Below are 21,964 nucleotides of genomic sequence, written 5' to 3'. Positions count from 1 at the left end.
CGAGCAGTCTCGCGCCCCGGCCAGTTCCTCTCACGCCCGGAAGCTGCCGCGCCGGCCCCCGGGATTCTCGCGAGGTCCGTAGTAGCCAAAGGTCCAACCCGGCAATTGCTCCCACTCGATGCGCCCGACCTCGCCCGCAAAGCGCTCAGTCGCAGCGATCAAGGCATCCTCCGCGGCGTAGTCGAACGGATCCTGCAGCCGGGTCGCCGCGCCGGCGTCACCGGGAAGGTTCTCGGCCTGCCATCGCACGGTCCGCCGCAACCCCTCTTCAGGGTCCACCTTGTCGCGATAGCCGAGCTGCTGGCGGATCTTCTCGGTGCTGAGGATCGAGTGCGCCGACGAGTGGTTGAGCAGGAACGGCCCGCCGGTCGCGGCCAGCTCACCCGGCACCGAGACGAGCTCGAAGGGGTTGCCGAGCTCATCGCCGACGATCTGCGCGATCTGCGCATACGTGAACTGCCGATCATCGCCCACGTTGTAGGCCTCGCCCGCCGACGCATCGATGTGATCCACCGCCAGCAGCACCGCCGAGGTGGCGTTCTCGACGAACGCCGACGTTGCGACGGTGAGCCCGCCGTCGGGCACGATGACCCGCCGCCGGCCGTCGAGCGCACGCTTCACCAGCGTCCACTCCCGCGGCAGCACCTGGTTGGGACCGTAGATGTACGGGTACCGGAAGTGGGTCGCATCGGGGTGCAGCGAGAACGTCAGCTCCTCCGACTCGGCCATCTTGAGCGGCTTGGGCCCCGAGCGATCGTCGCCGACCAGCAGGGCATCCTCGCTCGTCGGCACCGCCATGCCTTCGGGAAACTCGACGGCAGGTTCGGCATACCCGCTGTACACCGGCACACCGCCGATGGAGATGAGACGTGGCGTCCGGCCGACGAGCACTTTGACGATCGACCGCAGCCGGCCGTACATCGCGAAGACCACGTCGAAGTTGCGCCCCTCGATCGACGAGCGGAACGCATCCTCGTCGAAGGGATCAGTGTGGATGTGCTCGAGATGGTCGGGAATGGTGTCGACCTCGTGGCGCCCGGTGTGCAGGATCGTCACGGTGTGACCGCGATCGACCAGACCGTTCACAATGTGGGGCCCAGTCGGCCCCGTCCCCCCGATAACCAGGATGTTCATCCCGCCAGCTTGGTGCACCACCGACCGCGATGCTCAGTCCCAGAGCACAAAGTCCGGCGTCGGCAACGCCCGCGTCAGCCAGCACGCCACCGTGCCATCCCGACGCAGACCGCACGCATGCTGCCAGCCGACCGAGATCTCGGCAAATGGGCCATCCGGCACGGCCATGTCGGCCTCGGTGACATCACCCCAGCACCGAACTGAACCATTGGACCGCACCCCGCAGCCGTAGTCCTGGCTCAGTGATACGTCCAGAAAACCGCCGGCAGGCGGATCTGCTTGACCCGAGTCGTTGAGGCCCCAGCATGTCAACTCGCCGTCGAGCCCGATCGCGCACGCGGTGGCCCAGCCAGCTGCAACACCCAGAAACTCAATGTCCGGCACCGCGGTCTGGCCGAAGCTGTTGCTGCCCCAACACCGAACCGTCCTGTCAGGCTGCGATCCGCACGAGAAATGACCGCCTGACGACACCTCGATGAACGAACCTCCGGGCGAGTCGAGTTGGTTGTAGCGATTGTCGCCCCAGCAGGTCACCGTCCCGTTCTCGACAATCCCGTAGGCATGCTCTTGGCCGGCCGTGACCGAATTGAAGCTCCCAGCGGGCGGCTCGCTGGCGCCGTAGTTGCTGTAACCCCAGCACCGAGCGGCGGAGTCCGCCCGAACTCCGCACGAGTACAGGCCACCGGCTGCGACGTCCCAGAACTGTCCGGAAGGAGCCGCTGTGCGGCCCCACGAATTCATGCCCCAGCACGTGATCGCTTCGTTCGCGCGCACTCCGCAAGCGTGCACGAACCCGACCGACACGCGGTTGAACGTGCCCTCGGGAGTCACGACCACGTCATTCAGGTCATAACCCCAGCAGCTGAGCACACCCTCGGTCGTGACACCGCAGGACTGAAGGCCGTACGCGGAGACCGACCGAAATGCTGTCCTCGGAGGATTCCCTTCGCCTGAACTGTTCGTTCCCCAGCATCTGACCCCGCCGGTGATCTGGATTGCGCACGAGTTGAACGAGCCGGCAGAGACAGCCGTGAAGCTCCCGTCCGGAGAGTCCGTGCGGCCTGAGGCGTCGAATCCCCAGCAGATGAGCGTGGCGTCGGTGCGAACGCCGCAGCTGTGGTTGTTCCCCGCCGAGACATCCAAGAAGGTGCCCGTCGGCGGGTCGGCCACACCGGAGTTGTTGTCGCCCCAGCAAGCGATGGTGTCGTCCGAGCGCACACCGCATGCGTGATAGCTGCCCGCATCCACGCTGGTGAATTCGCCCGCAGGCGGGTTTGCCTGCCCGAATCGATTGTCGCCCCAACACCTCAGCCCGCCATCGGTCCGCAGTCCGCACGTGTACTCGCTGCCTGCGGAAACGGCGGCGTATCTGCCCGGAATCGGGACCGATTGCCCGTCGTCATTGCGGCCCCAGCAGGCAACCGCACCATCAGTTCCGACTGCGCACGAGTGGAAGTTGCCGACCGTGACACTTGTGAACTCGCCATCTGGCGGCAGCGATTCGCCGTCCACATTGCTGCCCCAGCAGTGGAGCGTGCCGTCGTCGCGGATTGCGCACGTATGCGCACCGCTTGTGGCGACGCTCTCAAAGCGCTCGACGGGCACGGCCGATGCTTCTGGTGTTGCTTGGGAGCGTTCGGAGACAACGTCATCGGCATCGTCGGCCGCCGTCGTTGTGCTTGGGGCTGCTGTCGTCGGGGCAGGCTCAGTGGCGGCGGCCGGCTCGCTGTTGGGAATCTCGAGGACCGTGGTGTCCTCGACGTTCGCCGTCTCGGCATTGCTGCCGCCGTCTCCATCGCCGAGCAGCCACATCGATACCAGCAGACCAACAGCGCCGAGAGCGACGAGCGCGGCAACGAGCTGGATCCAGCTGATTGCTCGCGAATCGTCGTCTTCCACGTCGTCGATCGTATGGCTGCGCCGACTGCGCTTCCCGACGGTATGGCCGCGCATGTGCATGCGGCCTCAGTGGCGCGGTCGTTGTTCGCGACGCATGGCTTGACCGGGCAGCGGCGTGGGGCGCTGCGTTAGGTTCGCCTGTGGCATGTCGCGGCTGCACCGTCAGTCGCAACCACGAGGAGATCTGACATGACCGACGACATGGATCAGCATGAGCTCGACAAGATGCGCGGGCTGACGTTCCTCTGGGTGGTGGTGCTCGCGGGCGGCATGGCTCTGTTGTTCGCCCTGACGCAGTGGGGCCTGCTCGACGACGTGCCCCTGAGCGAAGTCGGGTTTGTCGCCGTGGGCACGGGCAACGGCATCGGGATTGTCGCCATCGGGGGATGGAACGCCATCGGCATCATCTCGATCGGCGGGGCGAACTCCATCGGCGTCATCTCCATCGGCGGCCTCAACAGCCTCGGCGTGATCTCGTTCGGCGGCCTGACTGCGGGCGGCGGTGTCACCTACGGCGGCCTCAGCTCCTTCGGCATCGTCCGAGGTGTGCGGTTCCTTGCGTGGTCGCCTCTGCGGATGCGCGCCGGCCAGCCCTGCTGAGCCGACACAGCTGAGTTGACGCGACAGGGCCGACACGACGTGACGGGATCTACCGGAGCTGGGCCGCTGGACGGCATCCGCGTTGTCGAGATCGCCACGTTCATCGCCGCTCCCGGCGGCTCGCACCTGCTGGCGTCACAGGGCGCCGAGGTCATCAAGGTGGAAGACCTCGTGGTCGGCGACCCGCTGCGCATGTTCGGGTCGAGCCGAAACGGCATGTCGGGCTGGTTCGCCAACCTCAACGCCGGCAAGCGCTCGCTCGCCATGGACATAGCCTCGGCACCCGGCAGGCAGGTCATGGCCGACCTGCTGGCCACCGCCGACGTGTTCGTGCAGGCATACCGGCCGGGCGTGGCCGAACGGCTGGGCATCGGCGAGGCCGACGTGCGCAAGCGCAACCCGAAGATCGTCTACGTGTCGATCAGCGGCTTCGGCCGCGACGGCCCGTACTCGAAACGGCCGGCCTACGACGCGGTCATCCAGGGCTGGTCGGGCATCGCCGCAGTGCAGGGCGGCGACGGCGAGCCGCAGTTCGTCAAGAGCTTCATCCCCGACAAGGTCACGTCGCTCACGTGGACCCAGGCGGTGTGCGCGGCGCTGTTCGCCCGTGAGCGCACCGGCCGTGGCGAGCACGTGGAGCTGTCGCTGCTGGACTCGGCGGTCAGCTTCATGTGGCCCGACGCGATGATGGACCACACGGTGCTGGCCGACGACGCCGACCACCGCCCCAACCTGCTGGCCGACTACCGGCTGCTGGCCTGCCGGGACGGCTACGTGGCCATGATGCCGCTCACCGATGCGCACTGGAAGGGCGTTGCCGACGCGTTCGGCCGGCCCGATCTGCTCACCGATCCGCGCTTCGCCGAAGCCGGTCCACGCGCAGCGCATTTCGGCGACATGATCGACACGCTCGGCGAGGTGGTGGCCGACGTGGCCCGCGACGACGTGGTCGAACGGCTCATCGCAGCCGACGTGCCGGTGGCGCCGGCCCTGCGCCCCGACGAGATCGCCGCCGACCCGCAGGTGCAGCACTCGGGCGTGGTGCGAGAAGTCGACCATCCCATCGTGGGCCCGATCCGCCAGCACCGGCCCGCAGCGCTGTTCGCAGGCGGCACGCCCGAGTTGCGCCACGCCGTCGAGCGCGGCGCCGACACCGACCAGATTCTGAGGGAGCTGGGCAGGTCGCCCGCCGCGATTGCCGAGCTGCGTGCGGACGGAATCGTGAAGTAGGAATAGCGACGTGGGAATCGCGACATGAGCGCAGCCGACGTTGCAGGCAAGGCCGGATCGGCCGGTCCGAACGGCTCGAGCCGGAACCTGCGCATCGACGAGCGCATCGGCGCCGCGCTCGCCAGCCACTCCGCCTGGAATGAGGAGCACCGCCATCTCGCCGAAGGCGCCCTGTCGGCGCTGCGCGACTCGGGAGCGCTGCGGCTGCTGGTGCCCGCGCGGGTCGGCGGCGACGAGCTCACTTTCGCCGACATGGTTGCCAACGTGCGCGAGGCCGCCCTGTACGACGGTGCTGCAGCCTGGGTGCTGATGGTGCTGGTGGGGCACAGCTGGATGATCGGCTCGATGAGCGAAGACCTCCAGGACGAGGTGTACGGGGCCGATCTCGACACGATCGTGCCGGGCTCGCTGGCCCCGGTCGGCTCGGCCACCGAGTGCGACGGCGGCTGGCTCGTGGACGGGCGCTGGCCGTTCACCAGCGGAGCGGTCTGGGGCGACTGGTTCCTGCTGGGCTCCCAGGTGCTCGAACCCGGCGAGCGCCCCCGCCTGATCCACGTGGTGATGCCCCGCGCCGACATCGAAGTTGACGACAACTGGTATGCGATCGGCCTGCGCGGCACTGGTTCGTGCGACGTCGTGGCCCAGCAGGCGTTCGTGCCCACCCACCGCATGCTCGACTCGGGCGAACTGCTGGGCGCCCGCTCGCCGTGGTCAGCCCGCCACCGCACGTCGCTGTACCACACGCCGGTGCTGCCCGGCTTGGCGGTGCACGTCGCGGCGACAGCGCTGGGGCTGGCGCGGGCCGGGCTGGACGATGCCGCCGACCGCTTCGGAGTGCAGGACGATCGCTACATGGGCAGCGCCAAAGCCAACCGCCCCGGCCTGCACATGCGCCTGGCCGAAGCCAACACCGAGGTGCGCTCGGCCGAGATGCTCATCGACGACACCATCGGGCTGCTGCGCGAAGCCGCCGAAGGCAACGACTCCAAGGCGCTGCGAGCCCACGCCAAGTACCAGGGCAGCTACGCCATCGAGCTGTGCCGCCGGGCGCTCGACCGGGTCACCACCGCGGCCGGCGGGCGGGCAGTCTTCGACGGCAGCCGCCTGCAGCAGGCTTTCCGCGACGTGACGATGGCCTCCCAGCACCAGGTCGCCGACCTCGACACGGTCGGCGAGGCCTACGGCCGCACCCGCCTCGGCATGGATCCCGGTCCCCACCCGCTCTGACTCGATCGCCGGCAGGCCGGATTCCGCCGGCAACGGAGCGAAATATGTGACCGTTGGCGGACATGACCAACTGAGATACTGGCCGCAGGCCGGTTCGTGTCCGCGGTGCCCAGCAGACGGCGCCGCCGCTCCGGCAAGGAGATGATGAACGTGAAGGCTCGCAAGGCGAGGCTCGCGGCAGCTATCGCAGCCGTAGCGCTGGCCGCCGCTGCATGCGGAGGCGGCGACGGCGCCGACAGCGACGAGACAGCCGACGAAGTCGTCACCGCGGCGACGGTTGTCGTCACCGAGGCGCCCGCGACCACCGCAGCAGCCACTACAGCACCGCTGCCGACCGCAGAAGCACTTCCGACCGACGCGATGGAACTGCTGCAACTCGCCTTCGAGAACAGCGCGGGCAGGTCGGTGCGCGGTGACATGCAGATGGACATGGGTGCATTGGCGACTGTTGCGATGCACTTCGAGAGCGACAGCTCACAGAACTTCTCGATGTTCATGAGCTTCGACGAAATGATGGGCGGCGGCGACATCGGAATCGGTTTCGAGGTCCGGTTTGTCGATGGCGTTCAGTACTTGCAGTTCGTGGTGCCCGAGGAGTTGCGGGCGCTGGTCGGCGACGAACTGCCCGAAGGGTGGTTCGTCTTCGATGCCGAGACCGCCGCAGCGATGGGGATCGTCTGCCCGTCGGCGCTGCCAGGCGATGCGCCCGACGATGGTGCGTGCCGCTTGCCGAACGACAACACGAACCAGATCGAATTCGTGACCAGCGCCGAGATCGTGGGCACCGAATCCATCGACGGCGAGTCGATGACCCACATCCGCTACGCCCTCGACATCGCGTCGATGACCGAGGGTTACCTAGCGGAGCCTGACGGGGCAGATGGCTCGCTTCCACTCGTTGGGGACTTCCTCCCCGACGAGTTCATCTACGACGTCTGGATCGATGGCGATGGCCTGACGCGTCGCATCAGCGTGGACTTGGGCTCGTTCATGGAGGATCTCCTCGCCGATCTTGATCCTGCCGACACCGAGGGTCACGAGGACGAGATCGCGAGCATGCTCGACATCACCAACGTCATCAACTACTACGACTACGACGCCGACATCATCATCGAGGCACCGCCCGCGGACGAGATCGTCGGCGATCTCGGCGACCTGATGGGATCCGACTTCGGCGAGGCTTCAGCCACCGCTCCGGGATACGAGAACTCATAGCCGCGTGTCAGACTGCCCCGTGAATGGCACCGGAGCGGGGGAGCGGGCATGTCGCTGGAACTTGAGACTGTGCGGGTGGACGGCGACGGGCCGGTGCGCCACTTGGTGCTGAACCGGCCCGAGGTTCACAACGCCGTCAACTCCCAGCTCATTGCCGACGTTCACGCTGCGTGCCTGGCGCTGGATGCCGACCCGAGCGTGCGGGTGGTGATCGTGCGGGGCGAGGGCCGCAGCCTGTCGTCGGGCGCCGATCTCAAGCAGAAGCGCGGCACCAGCCTCGACGCCATGCTCGGCTCCAAGGCTGGCGCCCGCATGTACGACACGCTGATGCACCTCAACGCCGTCACGATCTGCCTGTGCCACGGCTACATGATCGGCGGGGGAGGGGTGCTGCCGGCTGCGTGCGACTTCCGCATTGGCAGCCCGTCGATGAGCCTGACCCTCAACGAGGTCAGCATCGGCTTCAACCTCACCTGGCACTCGGTGCCTGCGCTGGTCAACCTAGTGGGGCCGCACCGGGCCAAGGAGATGCTGATCCTCGGGCGTACCTACGGCATGGAAGAGCTCGAGGGGTGGGGTTTCTTCACCGAAACGGTGTCCAGCGACGACGAGCTCGTGCCCGCCGCTGAACGCCTGGCCGCAGCCGTCGTGAACCAGCCGCCGGTGCCGGTCACGTCGTCGAAGGCGTCCATTAACGCGCAGGCGATGCCGCTGGGGCGGGCCATCAACCACCTCGACCACGTGGCCGTCGGCTACATGGGCAAGAGCGACAGCTCCCGCGCCGCCGTGCGCAGTTACTTCGACCGCGACAATCCCGACGCCCGCACCTGGTCCGACGACTGAGCAGGGCGATGGCTGGGTCCGGGAGCGCTGAGTTCGAAGGCGTCGAGCCCGACGGTCTCGAGCCCGGCGACCCGTCGGCGGTTGGCTCAGGAGCCGACGACGTTGGGCCGAGCCGGCGTGACCGGGGCTGGCCGAACCAACGCACCTTGCTGCTCTACCTGGTGGGCGGGCTGCTGATCGCGGCGATCCCCGTCGTAGTGGCGCGCTTCGTCGACCAGCCCCCCGGCGACACCTACACCATCGACATACCGCCGGGGACTGCCGCCGCTCTCGCAGCCGGCGAAGACGTCGAGGTCATTCCCGACGAGCTCGACTTCACGCTGCGCGATGTGTTGATCATCGTGAACCGTGACTCGGTGGCTCACACCATCGGCCCGTTCGAGATAGCACCCGGCGAGCAATCCGAGCACTCGTTCAACGAAGTGGCTGCCATCAGCGCCTACTGCTCGCTGCACCCCTCCGGCAGCATCAGCATCTCCATCGGCGAGTAGCTCAGACCGCTGCCACAGCGGCCGCGTGCGTGACGCTCTACGCCTCTCTGCAGGCCGGCAGGGCCTCATCGGCGAACTGTGCAACGGCATCCTCGGGCCGGCCCATGCGCAGCGCCGCCGTATTGACCAGCAGCCGCTGCACGCCGTGCTCGCGGTACACCTCAAGCCCTTCGAGCCCCTCGCGGTGATAGTTCCAGTACGCCGTCAGCGCTAGCTCGGCCGGGTCACGCCCCTGCCGGTCGCACTCGGCTCGCATCTCGCCGATCAAGCGCTTGAAGTCGTCGAGGTCCTTGTGGATCACGTACCAGCCGTCGCCCCGCGCCACCAGGCGCCGGATGGCCGGCGGCGTCGTGCCGCCGATGAGCAGCGGCATGCGAGGCCGCTGCGCCGGTGTCGGCAGCATGGAGAACCCCGTCCAGTCCAGGAACTCGCCCCGGAAGTCCACGTCCTCGCCGGTCCACGCGGCGGTCATGGCGTCGATGTACTCGTCGGCCCGGGCGCCGCGGCGGTCGAACGGCACGCCGAGCGCGTCGAACTCCTCCTCCAGCCAGCCCACACCGATGCCCAGCTCCAGCCGCCCGCCCGACAGGTGGTCCAGCGATGACGCCTGCTTGGCGAAGTACAGCGCGTTGGCCTGGGTGACGATGTTGACGCCGGTACCGAGCCGCAACCGCTCGGTGGCCCCGGCGACGAAGGTCAGCGCGATGAACGGGTCGGTGAACCCTGCGTCCGTTGGGAGGCCCAGCTTGCCGCTGGGGTTGTACGGGTACCGGCTCTCGTAGTCGTGCGGCACGATCACGTGCTCGAACGTCCACACCGACTCGTAGCCGAGTTCCTCGAGCTGTTGGGCGAACGACCGCAGGTACCCGGGGTCGAGGTAGGCGGCCGAGTTGATGGGGGTGATGCCGACGTGCATCTGCGGGACTGTACGCAAGAGCCGCGGCAGGTGCCGGTGGCCCGGTCAGCCCAGTGTTCCGCGCAGCCGTGCATGCAGCGGTCCGGTGCGCCAAGCTGTTGCGATGTCTGGGGAACCTGGGTCGGCAGACGCAGCAACGCGCGACCCGGTGTTTGCGGTGCACCGAGCCTCCTCCTACTCGCTCGACGACCGGGACCGCATCCAGAAGCGCACGATCGCCGTGCTCATCGCCAGCCAGGCAGCGGGCGGGTTCGGCCTGGTCGCGACCTACATCGTCAGCGCGCTGCTAGCGCAGGACATCACCGGCAGCCCGACGCTCGGCACCATTGCAGCGAGCTGCCTGTCGATCGGATCCGCTGCGGTGGCGGTGCCGATGTCGCGCCTCATGAATCGCCACGGGCGCCGGAACGGTTTGCGGTTCGGCTATCTCGTCGGCGCCGGAGGAGCCACCGCTGCGGTGCTGGGCGCGGTGCTGCTCAACTATCCGCTGCTCTGCTTGGGGGTCTTGGGCGCCGGCGCGGGCAACGCCGCCAACCTCGCCACGCGCTACGCAGCGTCGGATCTCGCCCCGGAGCACCGCAGGGCCAGCACGATCAGCATGATCGTGCTGGCGACCACGTTTGGCTCGGCGGCGGGATCGGCGGTATCGGGCTTCGCCAGCGAGATCGGCGTTTCGCTCGGCTTGCCGGACAAGACCGGCTCATACGTGTTCGCCGGGATCATGTTCCTGGTTGCTGCGGCGATCGTGGAGATGTTCCTGCGCCCCGATCCGATGCATGTCGCCGAGGACCTCTCCTACTCGGAGAGGCTGAACTCCAACGCCGGTGCGGCACAGCAGGCACCGTCGACCCGCGAGGCGATCTCGCTGATCTGGCAGAAGCCCGAAGCGCGGCTGGCTGTCTTGGCAATGGTGGTCGGCCAATTGACGATGGTGGGGGTCATGACGCTGACGCCATTGCATATGGATGCGGGCGGTCAGACCCAGAGCGTCATCGGGCTCATGATGGCGTTCCACATCTTCGGCATGTACCTCTTCTCACCCGTCGTGGGCCATCTCACTGATCGAATCGGCAGCTACCCCATGCTGTACATCGCCGGCGGGCTCTGCGCGTGGGGGGCGTGGTGGGCTGCGGTGACCCCGCCGGAGGGCGTGCTGGGTGTGTTCATGGGGAACTTCCTGGCCGGTCTCGGCTGGTGCTTCGGGGTCATCGCCGGGTCGAACCTGATGGTGGCGCTCTACCCGCTCCATCAGCGGGTCGCTGTTCAGGGAGTCGGCGACTTTGCCATGCTCGGCGCGGGGGCGGCTGCGGGTTTGAGCTCCGGAGCGCTGTACTCGATCTTCCGGTACAGCGGTGTCAACTACGCGAATGCCGCGGTCGGGCTAGCGCTGATTCTGGCCACGTTCCTCACCTACACCGGCGCGCGCCGCGCGAGGCGTCGCCCGGAACATCAGCAGCGAGCGGCGGTCGCCGCCAGCTGACCAGCAGCGCCGGCTCAGGCACATCGCTCGGGCCGCGATGTCGTGCGGCGCTTCTCGCTCTGGCTCGCTTTGCGTGGGGTCAGATCGGGCTTGGCGCCCAGCCCGCTACGGCGCAGTGAAGCTGTACTCGTGCTCGCCGTTGACCGTGACCTCGACGGTCTCGTCGCTGGCGACCTCGCCGATGTAGACGACGGCGTCGAGCTCAAGGTCGAGCTCTGAGCAATCCTGCGCCCACGGCAGTTCTGCGGGCACGAGGGCAGTCACGGTGACCTCGTAGCGGTTGCCCTCGCGGGTGACGTCCTCCCGGCCGCGGTGGTAACAGTCTTCTTGCCGGGACGCGGCGAAGAAGACGAGGAGGTAGCCCTCGCTTTGTGAGGTTGTCCTGCTTTCCCAGAGCATCTCCACGTCGGTGACGTGCACCGGCGCCTCGACTCGTTCGGGATCGGTGGGGCTCCAGCCCTCGGGTGCCAGCTCGGGCGGCGGTTCCACCATCACCAGTGTCATGTCGACGCGGCGGGGGTTGCCACGGGTGATCACGTCATACGCGGTGTCGTTGGTGAACGCCATCCGACCGTCGCCCTCGGTGATGACGGCCGAGACGGAGTACGTATTGCGGTTGTCGATCTCGTCGCTGGCATAACGCAGGTTGAAGTCGATCGGCACCTGCCCGGGATTGCTGATGATCTGCTCGTCGATGAGCACCGCCGCTGCGTCCGCGTAGGACGTGTCGCGCAGCTGCACCGTCACGACCGCGTCGGGCGAGAGCGCGATGCGCTCCCGGTAGGTGATGGTGCCCCTCACCGACGCGTCAGCACCGACCGGCTCGATGACGGCTTCTGTCGTGGCGTCGTAGGGCGCGCACGCCGCCGCAACGAGCGCGAGCGCAAGGACACCGCTGGCCAGACCAGATGTTTTGCGGAATCTGTGCATGTGTTCCCGCCAATCTCGAACAAGCCGCCGTTGCCGACCGCTTCGTGCATTCAACGTTCGAGCGCTGGCCCCGGTTCCTCTCCAGACTGCAGGGAGGCCAGCAGCGAGCCCTGGCGGCCCAGCGGCTCAACCCCGAGCGTGCGGAAGATGCGCCAGTACAGGCTGATGTCGGACGAGATGACCGGCACGCCGAGCTGCGCCTCGATGTCGGCCGCCAGGCTCACGAAGCGCCGGGGCAGGCCGTCGTCGCCCCGGTAGTTGGACATGCCGTTGACCAGCACCGCGTCCACGTTGGGCGCCTCGTTCACGGTGTGCTCGCACGACCGCAGCGCCAGGTCGCCCTCGAAGATCCAGGTGCAGTCGTTCACTTCGTCCTGGGTGGCGTAGAAGCCCTGGTCGACGAAATTCCCCGCCCACACCACCTCGATGCCCGCGCTGCGCAGGAAGCGCACCACGCCGTCGCGCCAGTCGGGCCAGAAGTACACGGCATTGAGCGCGACGCGCTCGTAGCCGTGCGCCTCGCAGGCTTCCACCAGCGTCAGGCCGGCCATGTGGAACGGCGTCTCGTACTTCTCCGACATCTCGGCAGTGAACCGGCGGATGTCGGACGCGTCGGTGCCGGCGGCGTGCACCCAGTTCGTGCCCACCTGCCCCACCACATCCGCGCCGCTGTTGGACAGGCAGTGCACGGTCTCCTCGAGCAGGTGGAACAGCTCGGCCCGGTCGCTGAGGCGGTGCGCGTAGCCGGGGGCGTGCAGCAGGCGACCGTGCACGCCCACCGACGGCGGGCACATGCGCAGGAAGTCGGTGGGCGCTGCATCGAAGTCCATCGGCGGCGCGGTGAAGCCGACCTGGTGCGGGAACAGCTTCTTCGCCGGGTCAGACCACTTCTTGGGCATTCAGGCGCTCCAGCCGCCGTCGACGTGGATCGTCTGGCCGGTGATGTAGCTGGCGCCGGCACACAGGAACAGGCATGCGTCGGCGTACTCGGCGGCCGTTCCGGGGCGGCCTAGCGGCAGCGACTCGGAGTCCTCGAAGACCGTCGCCCAGCGGATCGGGAAGTTGGTGGAATCGGGGTGCACGTAGCTGGGGGAGATGGCGTTCACCCGCACCTCGGGGGCGAGGCCGCGTGCCAGCTCCTTGGTGAGCGTGATGAGCCCGCCCTTGGCGACGCTGTAGGGCGAGCTGGAGCCGCCGCCCCGCCAGCCTGACATGGACGCCGTGTTCACGATGGCACCGCGCGCTTCGGTGAGGTATGGCGCAGCGGCCTTGGCGGTGCGGAATGCCGAGAGCAGATTGATCGACAGCGCTTCGGCCCACAGTTCCTCGGTCTGCGATTCGAGGTCGCTGGCGGGAATGGTCTGCAGGGTGACCGGATGGCCGGCGATGTTGAGCAGGTAGTCGATGCCGCCCATCCGCTCGGAGGCGGCTTCCACCATGGCGACCACCGAGTCGTTGTCGCGCAGGTCGCACGGGGCTTCGAACACGTCAAGGCCCTCGGCTTGCAGGGTGTGGACCGTGCCGGAGAGCCGCTCGCCGGGCAGGTCGGCGATGGCGACGGTGCTGCCGTTCTCGGCGAACGCGCGGGTCACGCCGAGGCCGATGCCGCTGGCACCGCCGCTGACGATGCTGCGCTTGCCGGTGAGATCGGCGCTGATCATGGTGTCGCCTCCGAGGTCATGGTCGTTGTGCGCGGGGCAGCCGTGGGCTGACGGCCGCGGTGTGCTGGGCAGAGGCGGGCTGGCCCGGAGGTGCTCACGAGCCCTGCGGCAGGTACTGGTCGTGGGACCACGGGTCGAGGCGCAGGCTCAGCTCGCGCAAGCGGCCGTGGAACTCGTCGCGGGGCACGTGGCACAGCCGGATGTGACGACCCGAGGCGGGGTCGAACTCGGTGCGGCCGTGCATGACTCGGTGGTTGTCGATGAGCACGCCCTGGCCTGGCTCTACCCGGATGGCGGCAGTGAAGTCCGGGCTCAGCATGCGGTTGCTGAAGGCCCGGACGGCGTCGTACAGCCGGTCGATGTCGTCTGGTGCCACGTCGAGCGGGCCGAGCGCCCGGTCGAAGTAGCGGATGCCGCTGAGGTGCCCGTGCTCGTCGAGCCGGATGACCGGGCTTCGGCTGCGCAGGCTGATCTCGCCGGGGTGGCGCCGGATGTGGGTGACCGGCAGCGTGGTGAGCGCCTCGAACGCGTCAGGCTCGTCGGCACGCAGCGACTCGGCGATGGCGAAACCGTCCACGTAGGTGCTCATGCCGCCGACATCGGTGTTGACCAAGCAGTGGAAGACGTCGATTCCGGGCGGGGAGTAGTAGAAGGCGTCGTCGATGTGGGGCGCTTGGGCCATGCCGGTCTTGGCGCCCAGCTTTGCCACACGCTCGGCCCGCACGTCGTAGATGCGGCCATAGACGGTGGTCTCGTGGATGGGGCCGACGAGGTTGGCGAGCTGCTCGGTGCAGGCGGGGTCGGTGCCGAGGCTGTCGATGAGCACGATGCCGTAGTCGCGCAGCTTGCGGTATGCCTCGAGCTGGCCGGTGCCGCCGTCGCTGGCATCGGCCCAGTCGACCGTGGGGAAGCTGTCGGCCAACTCGGCCCGCCAGGTCGTGGGCTGCCATGCGGAGCGGCGCCGGCGGGCCGCTTCGTCGTAGGCATTGGCGATGAGCCAGTCGTTGCCGTAAACCGAGCGGTGGCCGTCCGGCCACGTGAGCGCCAAGTCACCATTGCAGACCTCGGCGTGGGCTGGCGCAACGTCTGAGGGGAAGCTCGCCACGGTGGTGAATCGGATGCCGTCGGCGGGATTGCCGCATTCGGCGCACCAGCAGCAGTGCCGCAGCCACTGCGCCGCGTAGGTGCGCTGGTGCCCGTCGGCGAATTCGAGGCGTACCTCCCGCGCATCGATGGTCGCGCCGGTCACGGCAGGTAGGTCGTCGATGCCGAGCCGGTTGCCGAGGTGCGGGTTGTAGGTGGTGATGCCGCCGACGGCGCCGTGCTGCGCTGCATCGTGCGCTGATTCGGGTCTGGCAGCCGCAGCGGCGGGCGTCGTCTGCGCGCCTGATTCCAGCCCGGCCGCCGGCTCGCTCACCGCTCAGTCGCTCCCGCCGCTCTGGGTGGCATCGACCGTATGGGCCGCTACCAACTCGTCATTCAGCTCGACGCCGAGGCCGGCACCCGTCGGCAGCGCTGCGTAGCCGCCGACGATCTCGGGCTCGGGCGGGTGCACCAACTCGGTGCGCAGCCGGGACGGGCCTAGCCGCGACGAGCGGAACTCCACCATCGGGATCGTCAGCGCCGCGGCCTGCAGGTGGAAGTTGGCGACATCGGTGATGCCGGTGGCGAAGCTGTGGGGGATGAGCTGCGCGCCGTGCAGCTCGCACAGCTCGGCGATGCGCATCAGCTCGGTGAACCCGCCGGCGCGGCTGACGCCGGGCTGCACCAGCGACACCCCGCCGGCGGTCAGCCATTCCCGCACCTCCCAGCGGCCAGTGGCGAACTCGGCGCCGCCGACCCGGATGGGCGACACGGCGGCCAAGCGGGCATGGCCCGCCAGATCGTCGTGGCGCAGCGGGGCTTCGGCGAAGGCCACGTCGTAGTCCTCGATGCGCCGCAGCGTCCATGCGGCGTCGTGCCAGTCCCACCAGCGGTAGCCGAAGTCCAGCGCCATGGTGAGGTCGCCGCCGAACGCTGCCCGGCAGCTTGCGACGAACGCCACGATGTCCCGGTCGGACACCTCAGCCCCGAACAGCACCGGCACCTTGACCGCCGTGAGGCCCTGGTCGGCGGCAATGCCGACCTGCCGGGTGACCTCGTCGAGGACGGCCGACATGGGCCCGTCGTAGATGTCGCCGGGGTAGCAGGTGGCATAGGGCCGGATGCGCTCAGTCCGGGCGCCGCCGAGCAGCTTGTACACCGGCAGGCCAAGTTGGCGCCCCGCCAGGTCATACAGCGCAATGTCCACAGCCGAGTACGCCTGGATGTAGGTGCCGCGGCGCCCGTGATAGAAGCTGCCGTGGTACGCCCGGTCGTACAGCGCTGCGGCTTCGATCGGATCGGCGCCCACCACCACGTCGGTGATGCCTTGGCTCCAGAAGTGAATGGTGCGCTGGTCGATCATCGCCTTGACGACGGCGGGCGTGCAAACCGACTCGCCGATGCCGACCCGCCCGTCCTCGTCGATCACCTTGACGAGCAGCGTCTCCTCGGAGCCTTCGGCGAAGGCGTTGCCGACGGCAGGCACCGAGACGATCAGCGCTTCCACCGCCGCCACGGCGCACGGCTGACGGGCGGTTGCCGCCATGGCGCTCGCCGTCATGTCTGCGGTAGCCCCAGCACGGCACTCACCGTTGCTTCAGCCGCCGATGGGACTCTGTGCTGTGAGGCCACCGTCCACAGTAAACACGCTGCCCGAGACGAAATTGGCCGCTGGGCTGGCCAGCCACGCCACCGCTTCGGCGACATCATCGGGGCTGCCGAGCCGGCCGACCGGATGGCGCTCGATGGCTGCCTGTCGGGCTGCGTCGGGGTCTGCCTCCAGGTCGAAAACCGCATCGGCGAGCGCGGTGGCGATCCAGCCGGGGCTGACCGCGACGCAACGGATGCCTTGGTGCCCGTGGTCCACCGCGACCGCCCGGGTCAGCGCCTCGACAGCACCCTTGGACGCGTTGTAGACGGCCATGCCGGCGTCGGCGTGGGTTGCGGCTATCGAGGCGATGTTGATGATGACGCCGCCGTCACGCTGGCTCGACATCTGACGCACGGCCGCACGGCACATGTTGAAGACGCCCCGCACATTGACGTCCATGACGTGATCGAATTCCTCATCGCTGGTGTCCGCGACGGTTTTCTCCACCTGCACGCCGGCGTTGTTGACCACTGCGTCCAGCCGCCCGAACCGCTCCACAGCAGCAGCCACCAGCGCATCGGCCTGCGCCGGATCGGCCACATCGGTCTGCAGCCACCCGGCTCCTGCAAGCGCGGGCCGCCGCCGGCTGCCGGTCAGCACATCCCAGCCGTCAGCTACGAACCGCCGAGCAATCGCTTCGCCGATCCCCGAGCTCGCCCCCGTCACCACCACACTGCTCACAGTCACCCCTCCGCCACGATCTTCCGCCGCAGTTGGCAGGCTTGCAGCATGGCTCATTGGCACGACGCTTCCGGCACATCCCCGGCGTCGCCCAGCGTTCGCAGCGGCTCGGCCAGCGGAGTCGGACGGCCCGGCGGTTCGGTGTCGTGAGGATTGTCGCGATTGATCACGTGCAGTTGGCGATGCCGCCCGGCCGCGAGGCCGAAGCGCAGGCGTTCTACGAGGGCCTGCTCGGGTTATCGCGTGTGCCCAAACCACCGCACCTGGAGGCCCGCGGCGGCTGCTGGTTTGAGCGCGATTCCGGAGGCAGCACTGTCAAGATCCACCTCGGCGTTGAGGTTTCGTTCAGTCCCGCGCGCAAGGCCCACCCTGCACTGCAGGTGCAGGATCTGCACGCACTCGTGGAACAGCTGCGTGGCGCTGGTGTTGCCGTCCGCGATGACGAACCCCTCGAGGGCTACGACCGCGTCTACGTGGACGATCCTTTCGGCAACCGTCTCGAGCTGCTGGAACCGCACGCCTGAGTGGCACGCCCGGTTGCTTCAGGGTCGGAACGATTCGAGCTTGAGAACGGGATCTGTCCAGCCTTCCTCGGTGAACAGCGTCCCGGCGAGCCGCCCGATCTCGTCGGCCGACTTGGCGGCGGAACCGCATCCGCCGACCGCGACTGCGACGCGGTCGTCTACCCAGTCGATCCACGGCAGGTCGTGCGGCGTGTTCGTGACCACGCACGGTTTGAAGTCGCGCGACCGGATCGTGCGGTCGGGGAGGAATTCCCGCAACCGGGCCTCGAGGTCGTCCGCCTCGGCCACGCTCCCGCCGCTGCGGAACCAGTCGACCACGGTGGGCACGTCGTCGGCCATGGTGGCGGCAGGGTCGTAGCCGCCGATCTTCAGCATGACTCGACTGTCCGGGAACCGAACGGGCGGCACCCAGTAGACGTCGTGGCGAGGATCTTCCTCGCAGGTGGCCGGGTCGGTCCGGGAGATGAGGCTCGGCAGCGCCGGGCCGTCATCGAGTTCGGCCATCAGGATCGTCCGCAGGCTGCGCTCGAGCGGCAGATCGACCCCGACCAGTTCGGCAGCCCACGCGCCGGTGCACAACAGCACGCTCCCGGCGAGCACCGTGTCGCTGCCGACGGTCAGCTGCACGCCGTCGGCTGTCGGCACGGCCCCTGAGACGGCTGCGTCGACGACAGTCCCGCCCGCTGTCGCCGTCAGCCGGCTCTGCGCCGCGACCATCCGTCGCGGGTTGATATGGCCCGCCGGTGCAGCTTCGAGGATGATCGCGTCCGCGCTTGTCATGTCGATGCCGAAGCGCTCTGCAACTTCGGCAGCTGTGACCTCGCGCGCGTCGACATCGAGTTCGAGCGCGTGGGCGAGATCCGCATGCGGATTGGCCCCCGAATAGACGAGCCCGGTGCCGGAATGAAACCCGATGCCCGAGCGTTCCTCGATGTCGGCATACCTGCCAATGGAGCGGATCGCCAAGTGTGACCAGGCAGGATCCGGATCGATCATGCGAGTGATGCGGCCTTCGTCGTAGTGGCTCGCAAACGGACCGGTTGACGTTGCATAGTCCTCCGGTTCACCCGGCCCGATCAACGCCACCGAGCGCCCCGCCTCTGCGAGATGCCGGGCAGCCGCACTGCCGATCAGCCCCCGCCCAACAACCGCCACCTCAAATGTCGACACGCCCGCAAGCTAGATGCTCCCGATGCAGAAGCGCCGGTGCTTTGTCTCGCCAGGTCAAACTCGGGCAATGGTGTAGCTCATGACTCGGTCTGCAACCGTGCAGGGCCTTAGCTGCTGGGGACGTGGACGATGGTGCTGCCGGCGACGAGGTCGGTGACGGAGCGCCGGTCTTTGCGCAGCAGGATCGCGGCGCTGTCGGCGACACTGCCGAGCCCGAGGGTAAGGGTCCAAAAGAGCACTCTGAAATTCTCCCGGATGAACATCCGGCCCCACCCGAAACGTGTGGCGTCTCGTCGCACAGCGAATATCCCGACGAGCTGTTTGCCTGGCGTCTGCCCGCGTGCAAGCACGAGGAGCCACCACACAAGAAGCACGAATATGAGCGGCCAGAATATGACAACCACCAAGATCAAGATTTGGTCGATCAGGTGTGCTGTCAAGCGACGGAAGGGTCCCGTCGCGAAGTCTTCGAGAGAGGCGTCGGGCGGCGGCGGCTTCGGTTCCGACGTCACGGTTAGGACTGCAGCGCCGAGACGTGAACGATGGTGCTGCCCGTGACGCGGTCTGCCACCGTGCGCGAGTCGTCGCTCAACACCAACAGCATGATGTCGATGATCATGCCGAGACCCAGCGTGAGAACCCAGTAGAGCTCCTTGAAGAGCTCGCGAATCAACATCCGGAACCAGCCGAATCGAGTCCCGTCGGGCCTCACGGCCGCCATCCCGAGAAGTTGCTTGCCGGGCGTCTGCCCGCGCATCAGGGCGAATACGAGCCACGCAAGGTAGGGAACGACGACGTACCAGTAGGCGTAGATGAGTCCCCAGATCACGACTTCGATGAGATGTGCGGCCACACGTCGGATTGGCCCGGCCGCTATCTCATCCAGGTAAGCCTCACGCCGCGGCGGCTCGATCCCGTCAGACACGCGGCGAGTCTGTCAGCGCGCCTGCGTCGACGCAGTGATCGGCGCTGTGTGGGTGCCGGATGCGTCGGAACGCGGCAGGCTGTGCGGATGGCGGACATTGAGCTGACCATCCCGTCGGCGAACCCCATCAACTTCCACCAGGCCATCTCTGACACTGCGGTGATGCCCCGCCAGGACATCTGGGCCAAGCTGTTCCTTCCCGACGGGCCCGGACCATTCCCTGTGGTCATCGTGGTGCCGGGCAGCCTCGGGCTCCAGCCTCACCATCTCGCTCACGCGTCGGCCATCGTCGACGCCGGGATCGCCGCATGCGGCCTCGACCCGTTTGGCCCCCGCAGCGTCACCTCGACCGTCGCCAACCAGGTCCAGTACTCCTTCGCCGCCAGCGCTTGGGACGTCCTTGCCACCGCCGAGGCGCTTGCGGCCCGACCCGACATCGACCCGACGCGCATCGGCGCGCAGGGCCACAGCCGGGGCGGCTCGGCTGTGCTGAGCGCGGCGTCGGTGCACCTCGCAGCAGCCTCCGGCGCCCCCAAGCTCGCTGGCGTCTACGCCGCCTACCCCTGGTCAGGCCACCAGTTCGTTGACCCCTCGGTCGGCAGCACCCGGGTACGGGCGATCATCGGCGATCAGGACGACTGGTGCTCGCCGATGCAGGTCCAAGCCCACATCCACGCCATGCAAGTCGCCGGCGGCGACGCCTCAGTGCGGATCGTGGCGGACGCCCACCACAGCTTCGACCGCTCCACGCCCCTGGAGCACATCCCCGACGCTGCCGTGACCCCAGGAGCACCCACCGTCTACATCGCCGACGACGGCGCCTTCGTCCCGCCGACCTCCGACGAGCCCGACCCGTCGATGGTCGATCTCGACGGTTTCCTCTACGCCATCAACGCCGGCTACGGCGTCCGCGGCGCCCACATAGGCGGCACCCCCGAACTCGCCCCCCTCTTCGTCGACGACATGACGAACTTCTGGCTCACCACCCTGTCCCCAACCTCGCCATCTGTCTTCTAGCGATGAAGCCTTGGTGTATGCGTAGATCAACGCAATCCGGCAAGCTGAGGGCATGACGGATGCAGGACGTGTGATTGATCTGTCGGTCGAGGTGATCGGCGACGTTGAGACGGTGTGGCGAGCGGTGGCGACGGGGCCGGGGATCTCGTCGTGGTATGTGCCTCACACTGTTGAGGAACGTGCTGGGGGAGCGGGGGTCGCATCGTTCGGGCCCGAGCCCGAGATGCAGATCGCCGGCCGGGTCGCCGTGTGGGAGCCGCCGCACCGGATCGTGTTCGACGGCGGCGAGGGTGTCGGCGGGCTCTCCTTCGAGTGGACGGTCGAGCCGCACGACGACAACACCTGCACCGTGCACCTGCACAACGCCGGCTTCGGCGACGGCGACCCGCAGTACGACGCCATGGTGGACGGCTGGAAGCTGTTCATGGCCAACCTGCAGCTGCACCTTGAGCACTTCGCCGGCCAGACCGCCACCTCAGCGCTGCCGATGGTGATGTGGCCGGTCACGCCCGAGGAGGGGTGGGAGATTCTCGCCGGCGGGCTCGGCATCAACCAGATGCCAGCGGTCGGCGACCGGCTCGACGTTGCCGCCGGCGACGACACCAAGCTGGGCGGCACCGTCATCGAGACCGGCCCTCGCCGCATCAGCCTGCTGCTCGACACCCCCGCGCCCGGCACCGGGTTCCTAACCTCCGAGGACGGCGGCGGATTCACCATGGTCTCGGTCTGGCTGTACCTCTACGGCCCCGACGGCGCAGCCGCAGCCGAGCGCGACGACGCCAGCTGGCGCGCCTGGCTCGACAGCCAAGCTCCCGCGACCGACTGACGCCTCGACTGTCTTCCTGCTGGCCCGAATCAGGGCCCGGGACAACTCAGTCGGGGTGCACTTGCGTGCGACGGCGTTTCAGCATGCGGTCCTGCACACGCCAGCCGTCGGGGGTCTTCACCACCAGATCGTGATACGAGGCGGTGCCGACCTTGCCGCCGCCGAGCAGCGCCAGAATGCGGAACTTCAATTCCACCCCATCAGCCGTCTCGTTGACGTAGATGTTGGTCATCGTGTGCGTCCGGGGATGCTCGGCCTCATCTGCCATGAAGTCCCGGATCGCCGTCAGGCCTTCCAGCCGCGGCGCCCCCAGGTCGGTCAGATCGAACACCGCATCGTCGGTGAAGATCGTCCCCAGCCGGTCCCAGTCGCGGTCGTCGATGATGTCGCCGTAGCGGCCCGGCAGCTCGTGCAGTTCCAGACGGTCAGCAATGTCCATAGCCCGACCCTACGGCACCGCC

General features: G+C 68.0%; 23 protein-coding genes. 10 read left to right on the top strand and 13 right to left on the bottom strand.

From position 1 onward, the window contains the following. Positions 1-30 precede the first annotated feature (30 nt). Positions 31-1,134 (bottom strand): hypothetical protein, encoded by a 1,104-nt coding sequence (locus VI480_RS07850; protein ID WP_323672274.1) that lies wholly within the window; start codon positions 1,132-1,134, stop codon positions 31-33. Positions 1,135-1,167: 33 nt separating this feature from the next. Beyond that, positions 1,168-3,033: a hypothetical protein gene (locus tag VI480_RS07845; protein WP_323672273.1), complete on the bottom strand. Its 1,866-nt coding sequence runs from the start codon at positions 3,031-3,033 to the stop codon at positions 1,168-1,170. A 189-nt stretch (positions 3,034-3,222) separates the two neighbouring features. Here VI480_RS07845 and VI480_RS07840 point away from each other — a divergent pair, with 189 nt between their 5' ends. From VI480_RS07840 to VI480_RS07815, 6 genes are all read left to right on the top strand, one after another. Beyond that, positions 3,223-3,633: a hypothetical protein gene (locus VI480_RS07840; protein ID WP_323672272.1), complete on the top strand. Its 411-nt coding sequence runs from the start codon at positions 3,223-3,225 to the stop codon at positions 3,631-3,633. 39 nt (positions 3,634-3,672) lie between these two features. Further along, entirely contained in the window at positions 3,673-4,863 is a 1,191-nt protein-coding gene (locus VI480_RS07835) for a CoA transferase (protein ID WP_323672271.1), read from the top strand. A gap of 24 nt (positions 4,864-4,887) precedes the next feature. Next, the gene (locus tag VI480_RS07830) at positions 4,888-6,090 is read left to right on the top strand and encodes an acyl-CoA dehydrogenase family protein (protein WP_323672270.1); all 1,203 of its coding nucleotides are present in this window, start codon (positions 4,888-4,890) and stop codon (positions 6,088-6,090) included. 150 nt (positions 6,091-6,240) lie between these two features. Next, the gene (locus VI480_RS07825; RefSeq protein WP_323672269.1) at positions 6,241-7,305 is read left to right on the top strand and encodes a hypothetical protein; all 1,065 of its coding nucleotides are present in this window, start codon (positions 6,241-6,243) and stop codon (positions 7,303-7,305) included. A gap of 48 nt (positions 7,306-7,353) precedes the next feature. Further along, positions 7,354-8,148: an enoyl-CoA hydratase/isomerase family protein gene (locus VI480_RS07820; RefSeq protein ID WP_323672268.1), complete on the top strand. Its 795-nt coding sequence runs from the start codon at positions 7,354-7,356 to the stop codon at positions 8,146-8,148. 8 nt (positions 8,149-8,156) lie between these two features. After that, on the top strand, positions 8,157-8,639 hold the full coding sequence (locus VI480_RS07815; protein ID WP_323672267.1) for a hypothetical protein: 483 nt from the start codon (positions 8,157-8,159) through the stop codon (positions 8,637-8,639). Between the two features lie 37 nt (positions 8,640-8,676). Here the strand turns inward: VI480_RS07815 and VI480_RS07810 are convergent, their stop codons facing one another. Next, positions 8,677-9,555, bottom strand: a complete 879-nt coding sequence (locus tag VI480_RS07810; protein WP_323672266.1) for an LLM class F420-dependent oxidoreductase — start codon at positions 9,553-9,555, stop codon at positions 8,677-8,679. A gap of 103 nt (positions 9,556-9,658) precedes the next feature. On the opposite strand from VI480_RS07810, the gene VI480_RS07805 reads away from it, so the two are divergent. Next, positions 9,659-11,035, top strand: coding sequence for an MFS transporter (locus VI480_RS07805; protein ID WP_323672265.1), 1,377 nt, complete (start codon positions 9,659-9,661; stop codon positions 11,033-11,035). A 105-nt stretch (positions 11,036-11,140) separates the two neighbouring features. Here the strand turns inward: VI480_RS07805 and VI480_RS07800 are convergent, their stop codons facing one another. From VI480_RS07800 to VI480_RS07775, 6 genes are all read right to left on the bottom strand, one after another. Then, the gene (locus tag VI480_RS07800; protein WP_323672264.1) at positions 11,141-11,965 is read right to left on the bottom strand and encodes a YbaY family lipoprotein; all 825 of its coding nucleotides are present in this window, start codon (positions 11,963-11,965) and stop codon (positions 11,141-11,143) included. Positions 11,966-12,015: 50 nt separating this feature from the next. Further along, entirely contained in the window at positions 12,016-12,864 is an 849-nt protein-coding gene (locus tag VI480_RS07795; protein ID WP_323672263.1) for a hypothetical protein, read from the bottom strand. Further along, positions 12,865-13,626 (bottom strand): SDR family oxidoreductase, encoded by a 762-nt coding sequence (locus tag VI480_RS07790; RefSeq protein WP_323672262.1) that lies wholly within the window; start codon positions 13,624-13,626, stop codon positions 12,865-12,867. It abuts the gene before it with no gap. Positions 13,627-13,720: 94 nt separating this feature from the next. Continuing rightward, positions 13,721-15,043, bottom strand: coding sequence for a TauD/TfdA family dioxygenase (locus VI480_RS07785; protein WP_323672261.1), 1,323 nt, complete (start codon positions 15,041-15,043; stop codon positions 13,721-13,723). Between the two features lie 3 nt (positions 15,044-15,046). Then, a complete protein-coding gene (locus tag VI480_RS07780) occupies positions 15,047-16,255 on the bottom strand; it encodes a mandelate racemase/muconate lactonizing enzyme family protein (protein ID WP_323672260.1) in 1,209 nt (402 codons plus the stop codon). Between the two features lie 51 nt (positions 16,256-16,306). Next, positions 16,307-17,041 (bottom strand): SDR family oxidoreductase, encoded by a 735-nt coding sequence (locus VI480_RS07775; protein WP_323672259.1) that lies wholly within the window; start codon positions 17,039-17,041, stop codon positions 16,307-16,309. A gap of 146 nt (positions 17,042-17,187) precedes the next feature. On the opposite strand from VI480_RS07775, the gene VI480_RS07770 reads away from it, so the two are divergent. Continuing rightward, entirely contained in the window at positions 17,188-17,565 is a 378-nt protein-coding gene (locus VI480_RS07770; protein ID WP_323672258.1) for a VOC family protein, read from the top strand. A gap of 18 nt (positions 17,566-17,583) precedes the next feature. Here the strand turns inward: VI480_RS07770 and VI480_RS07765 are convergent, their stop codons facing one another. The 3 genes from VI480_RS07765 to VI480_RS07755 form a co-directional block, all read right to left on the bottom strand. Beyond that, the gene (locus tag VI480_RS07765) at positions 17,584-18,735 is read right to left on the bottom strand and encodes an FAD-dependent oxidoreductase (protein ID WP_323672257.1); all 1,152 of its coding nucleotides are present in this window, start codon (positions 18,733-18,735) and stop codon (positions 17,584-17,586) included. A 107-nt stretch (positions 18,736-18,842) separates the two neighbouring features. Next, positions 18,843-19,247 carry an RDD family protein gene (locus VI480_RS07760; protein WP_323672256.1) on the bottom strand — a complete coding sequence of 135 codons (405 nt, stop codon included), beginning with the start codon at positions 19,245-19,247 and terminating at the stop codon, positions 18,843-18,845. Between the two features lie 2 nt (positions 19,248-19,249). Continuing rightward, entirely contained in the window at positions 19,250-19,660 is a 411-nt protein-coding gene (locus VI480_RS07755; protein WP_323672255.1) for an RDD family protein, read from the bottom strand. A gap of 87 nt (positions 19,661-19,747) precedes the next feature. On the opposite strand from VI480_RS07755, the gene VI480_RS07750 reads away from it, so the two are divergent. Then, entirely contained in the window at positions 19,748-20,677 is a 930-nt protein-coding gene (locus VI480_RS07750) for a dienelactone hydrolase family protein (protein ID WP_323672254.1), read from the top strand. A 52-nt stretch (positions 20,678-20,729) separates the two neighbouring features. After that, complete coding sequence (locus tag VI480_RS07745) at positions 20,730-21,503, top strand: SRPBCC domain-containing protein (protein WP_323672253.1); 774 nt, start codon at positions 20,730-20,732, stop codon at positions 21,501-21,503. Between the two features lie 46 nt (positions 21,504-21,549). Here the strand turns inward: VI480_RS07745 and VI480_RS07740 are convergent, their stop codons facing one another. Beyond that, positions 21,550-21,942 carry a nuclear transport factor 2 family protein gene (locus VI480_RS07740; RefSeq protein WP_323672252.1) on the bottom strand — a complete coding sequence of 131 codons (393 nt, stop codon included), beginning with the start codon at positions 21,940-21,942 and terminating at the stop codon, positions 21,550-21,552. Between the last annotated feature and the right edge of the window lie 22 nt (positions 21,943-21,964).

The sequence above is a fragment of the Candidatus Poriferisodalis multihospitum genome (genome assembly GCF_028283155.1).
Lineage (GTDB): Bacteria > Actinomycetota > Acidimicrobiia > Acidimicrobiales > Poriferisodalaceae > Poriferisodalis > Poriferisodalis multihospitum.
This window is presented reverse-complemented; position numbering and strand designations above follow the sequence as displayed.

Bases quoted from the DNA above. Each gene is read 5' to 3' on its own strand.
- VI480_RS07850 (WP_323672274.1), bottom strand. From the start codon at position 1,134: ATGAACATCCTGGTTATCGGGGGGACGGGGCCGACTGGGCCCCACATT.
- VI480_RS07840 (WP_323672272.1), top strand. From the start codon at position 3,223: ATGACCGACGACATGGATCAGCATGAGCTCGACAAGATGCGCGGGCTG.
- VI480_RS07830 (WP_323672270.1), top strand. From the start codon at position 4,888: ATGAGCGCAGCCGACGTTGCAGGCAAGGCCGGATCGGCCGGTCCGAAC.
- VI480_RS07820 (WP_323672268.1), top strand. From the start codon at position 7,354: ATGTCGCTGGAACTTGAGACTGTGCGGGTGGACGGCGACGGGCCGGTG.
- VI480_RS07815 (WP_323672267.1), top strand. From the start codon at position 8,157: ATGGCTGGGTCCGGGAGCGCTGAGTTCGAAGGCGTCGAGCCCGACGGT.
- VI480_RS07810 (WP_323672266.1), bottom strand. From the start codon at position 9,555: ATGCACGTCGGCATCACCCCCATCAACTCGGCCGCCTACCTCGACCCC.
- VI480_RS07805 (WP_323672265.1), top strand. From the start codon at position 9,659: ATGTCTGGGGAACCTGGGTCGGCAGACGCAGCAACGCGCGACCCGGTG.
- VI480_RS07800 (WP_323672264.1), bottom strand. From the start codon at position 11,965: ATGCACAGATTCCGCAAAACATCTGGTCTGGCCAGCGGTGTCCTTGCG.
- VI480_RS07795 (WP_323672263.1), bottom strand. From the start codon at position 12,864: ATGCCCAAGAAGTGGTCTGACCCGGCGAAGAAGCTGTTCCCGCACCAG.
- VI480_RS07790 (WP_323672262.1), bottom strand. From the start codon at position 13,626: ATGATCAGCGCCGATCTCACCGGCAAGCGCAGCATCGTCAGCGGCGGT.
- VI480_RS07780 (WP_323672260.1), bottom strand. From the start codon at position 16,255: ATGGCGGCAACCGCCCGTCAGCCGTGCGCCGTGGCGGCGGTGGAAGCG.
- VI480_RS07750 (WP_323672254.1), top strand. From the start codon at position 19,748: ATGGCGGACATTGAGCTGACCATCCCGTCGGCGAACCCCATCAACTTC.
- VI480_RS07745 (WP_323672253.1), top strand. From the start codon at position 20,730: ATGACGGATGCAGGACGTGTGATTGATCTGTCGGTCGAGGTGATCGGC.
- VI480_RS07740 (WP_323672252.1), bottom strand. From the start codon at position 21,942: ATGGACATTGCTGACCGTCTGGAACTGCACGAGCTGCCGGGCCGCTAC.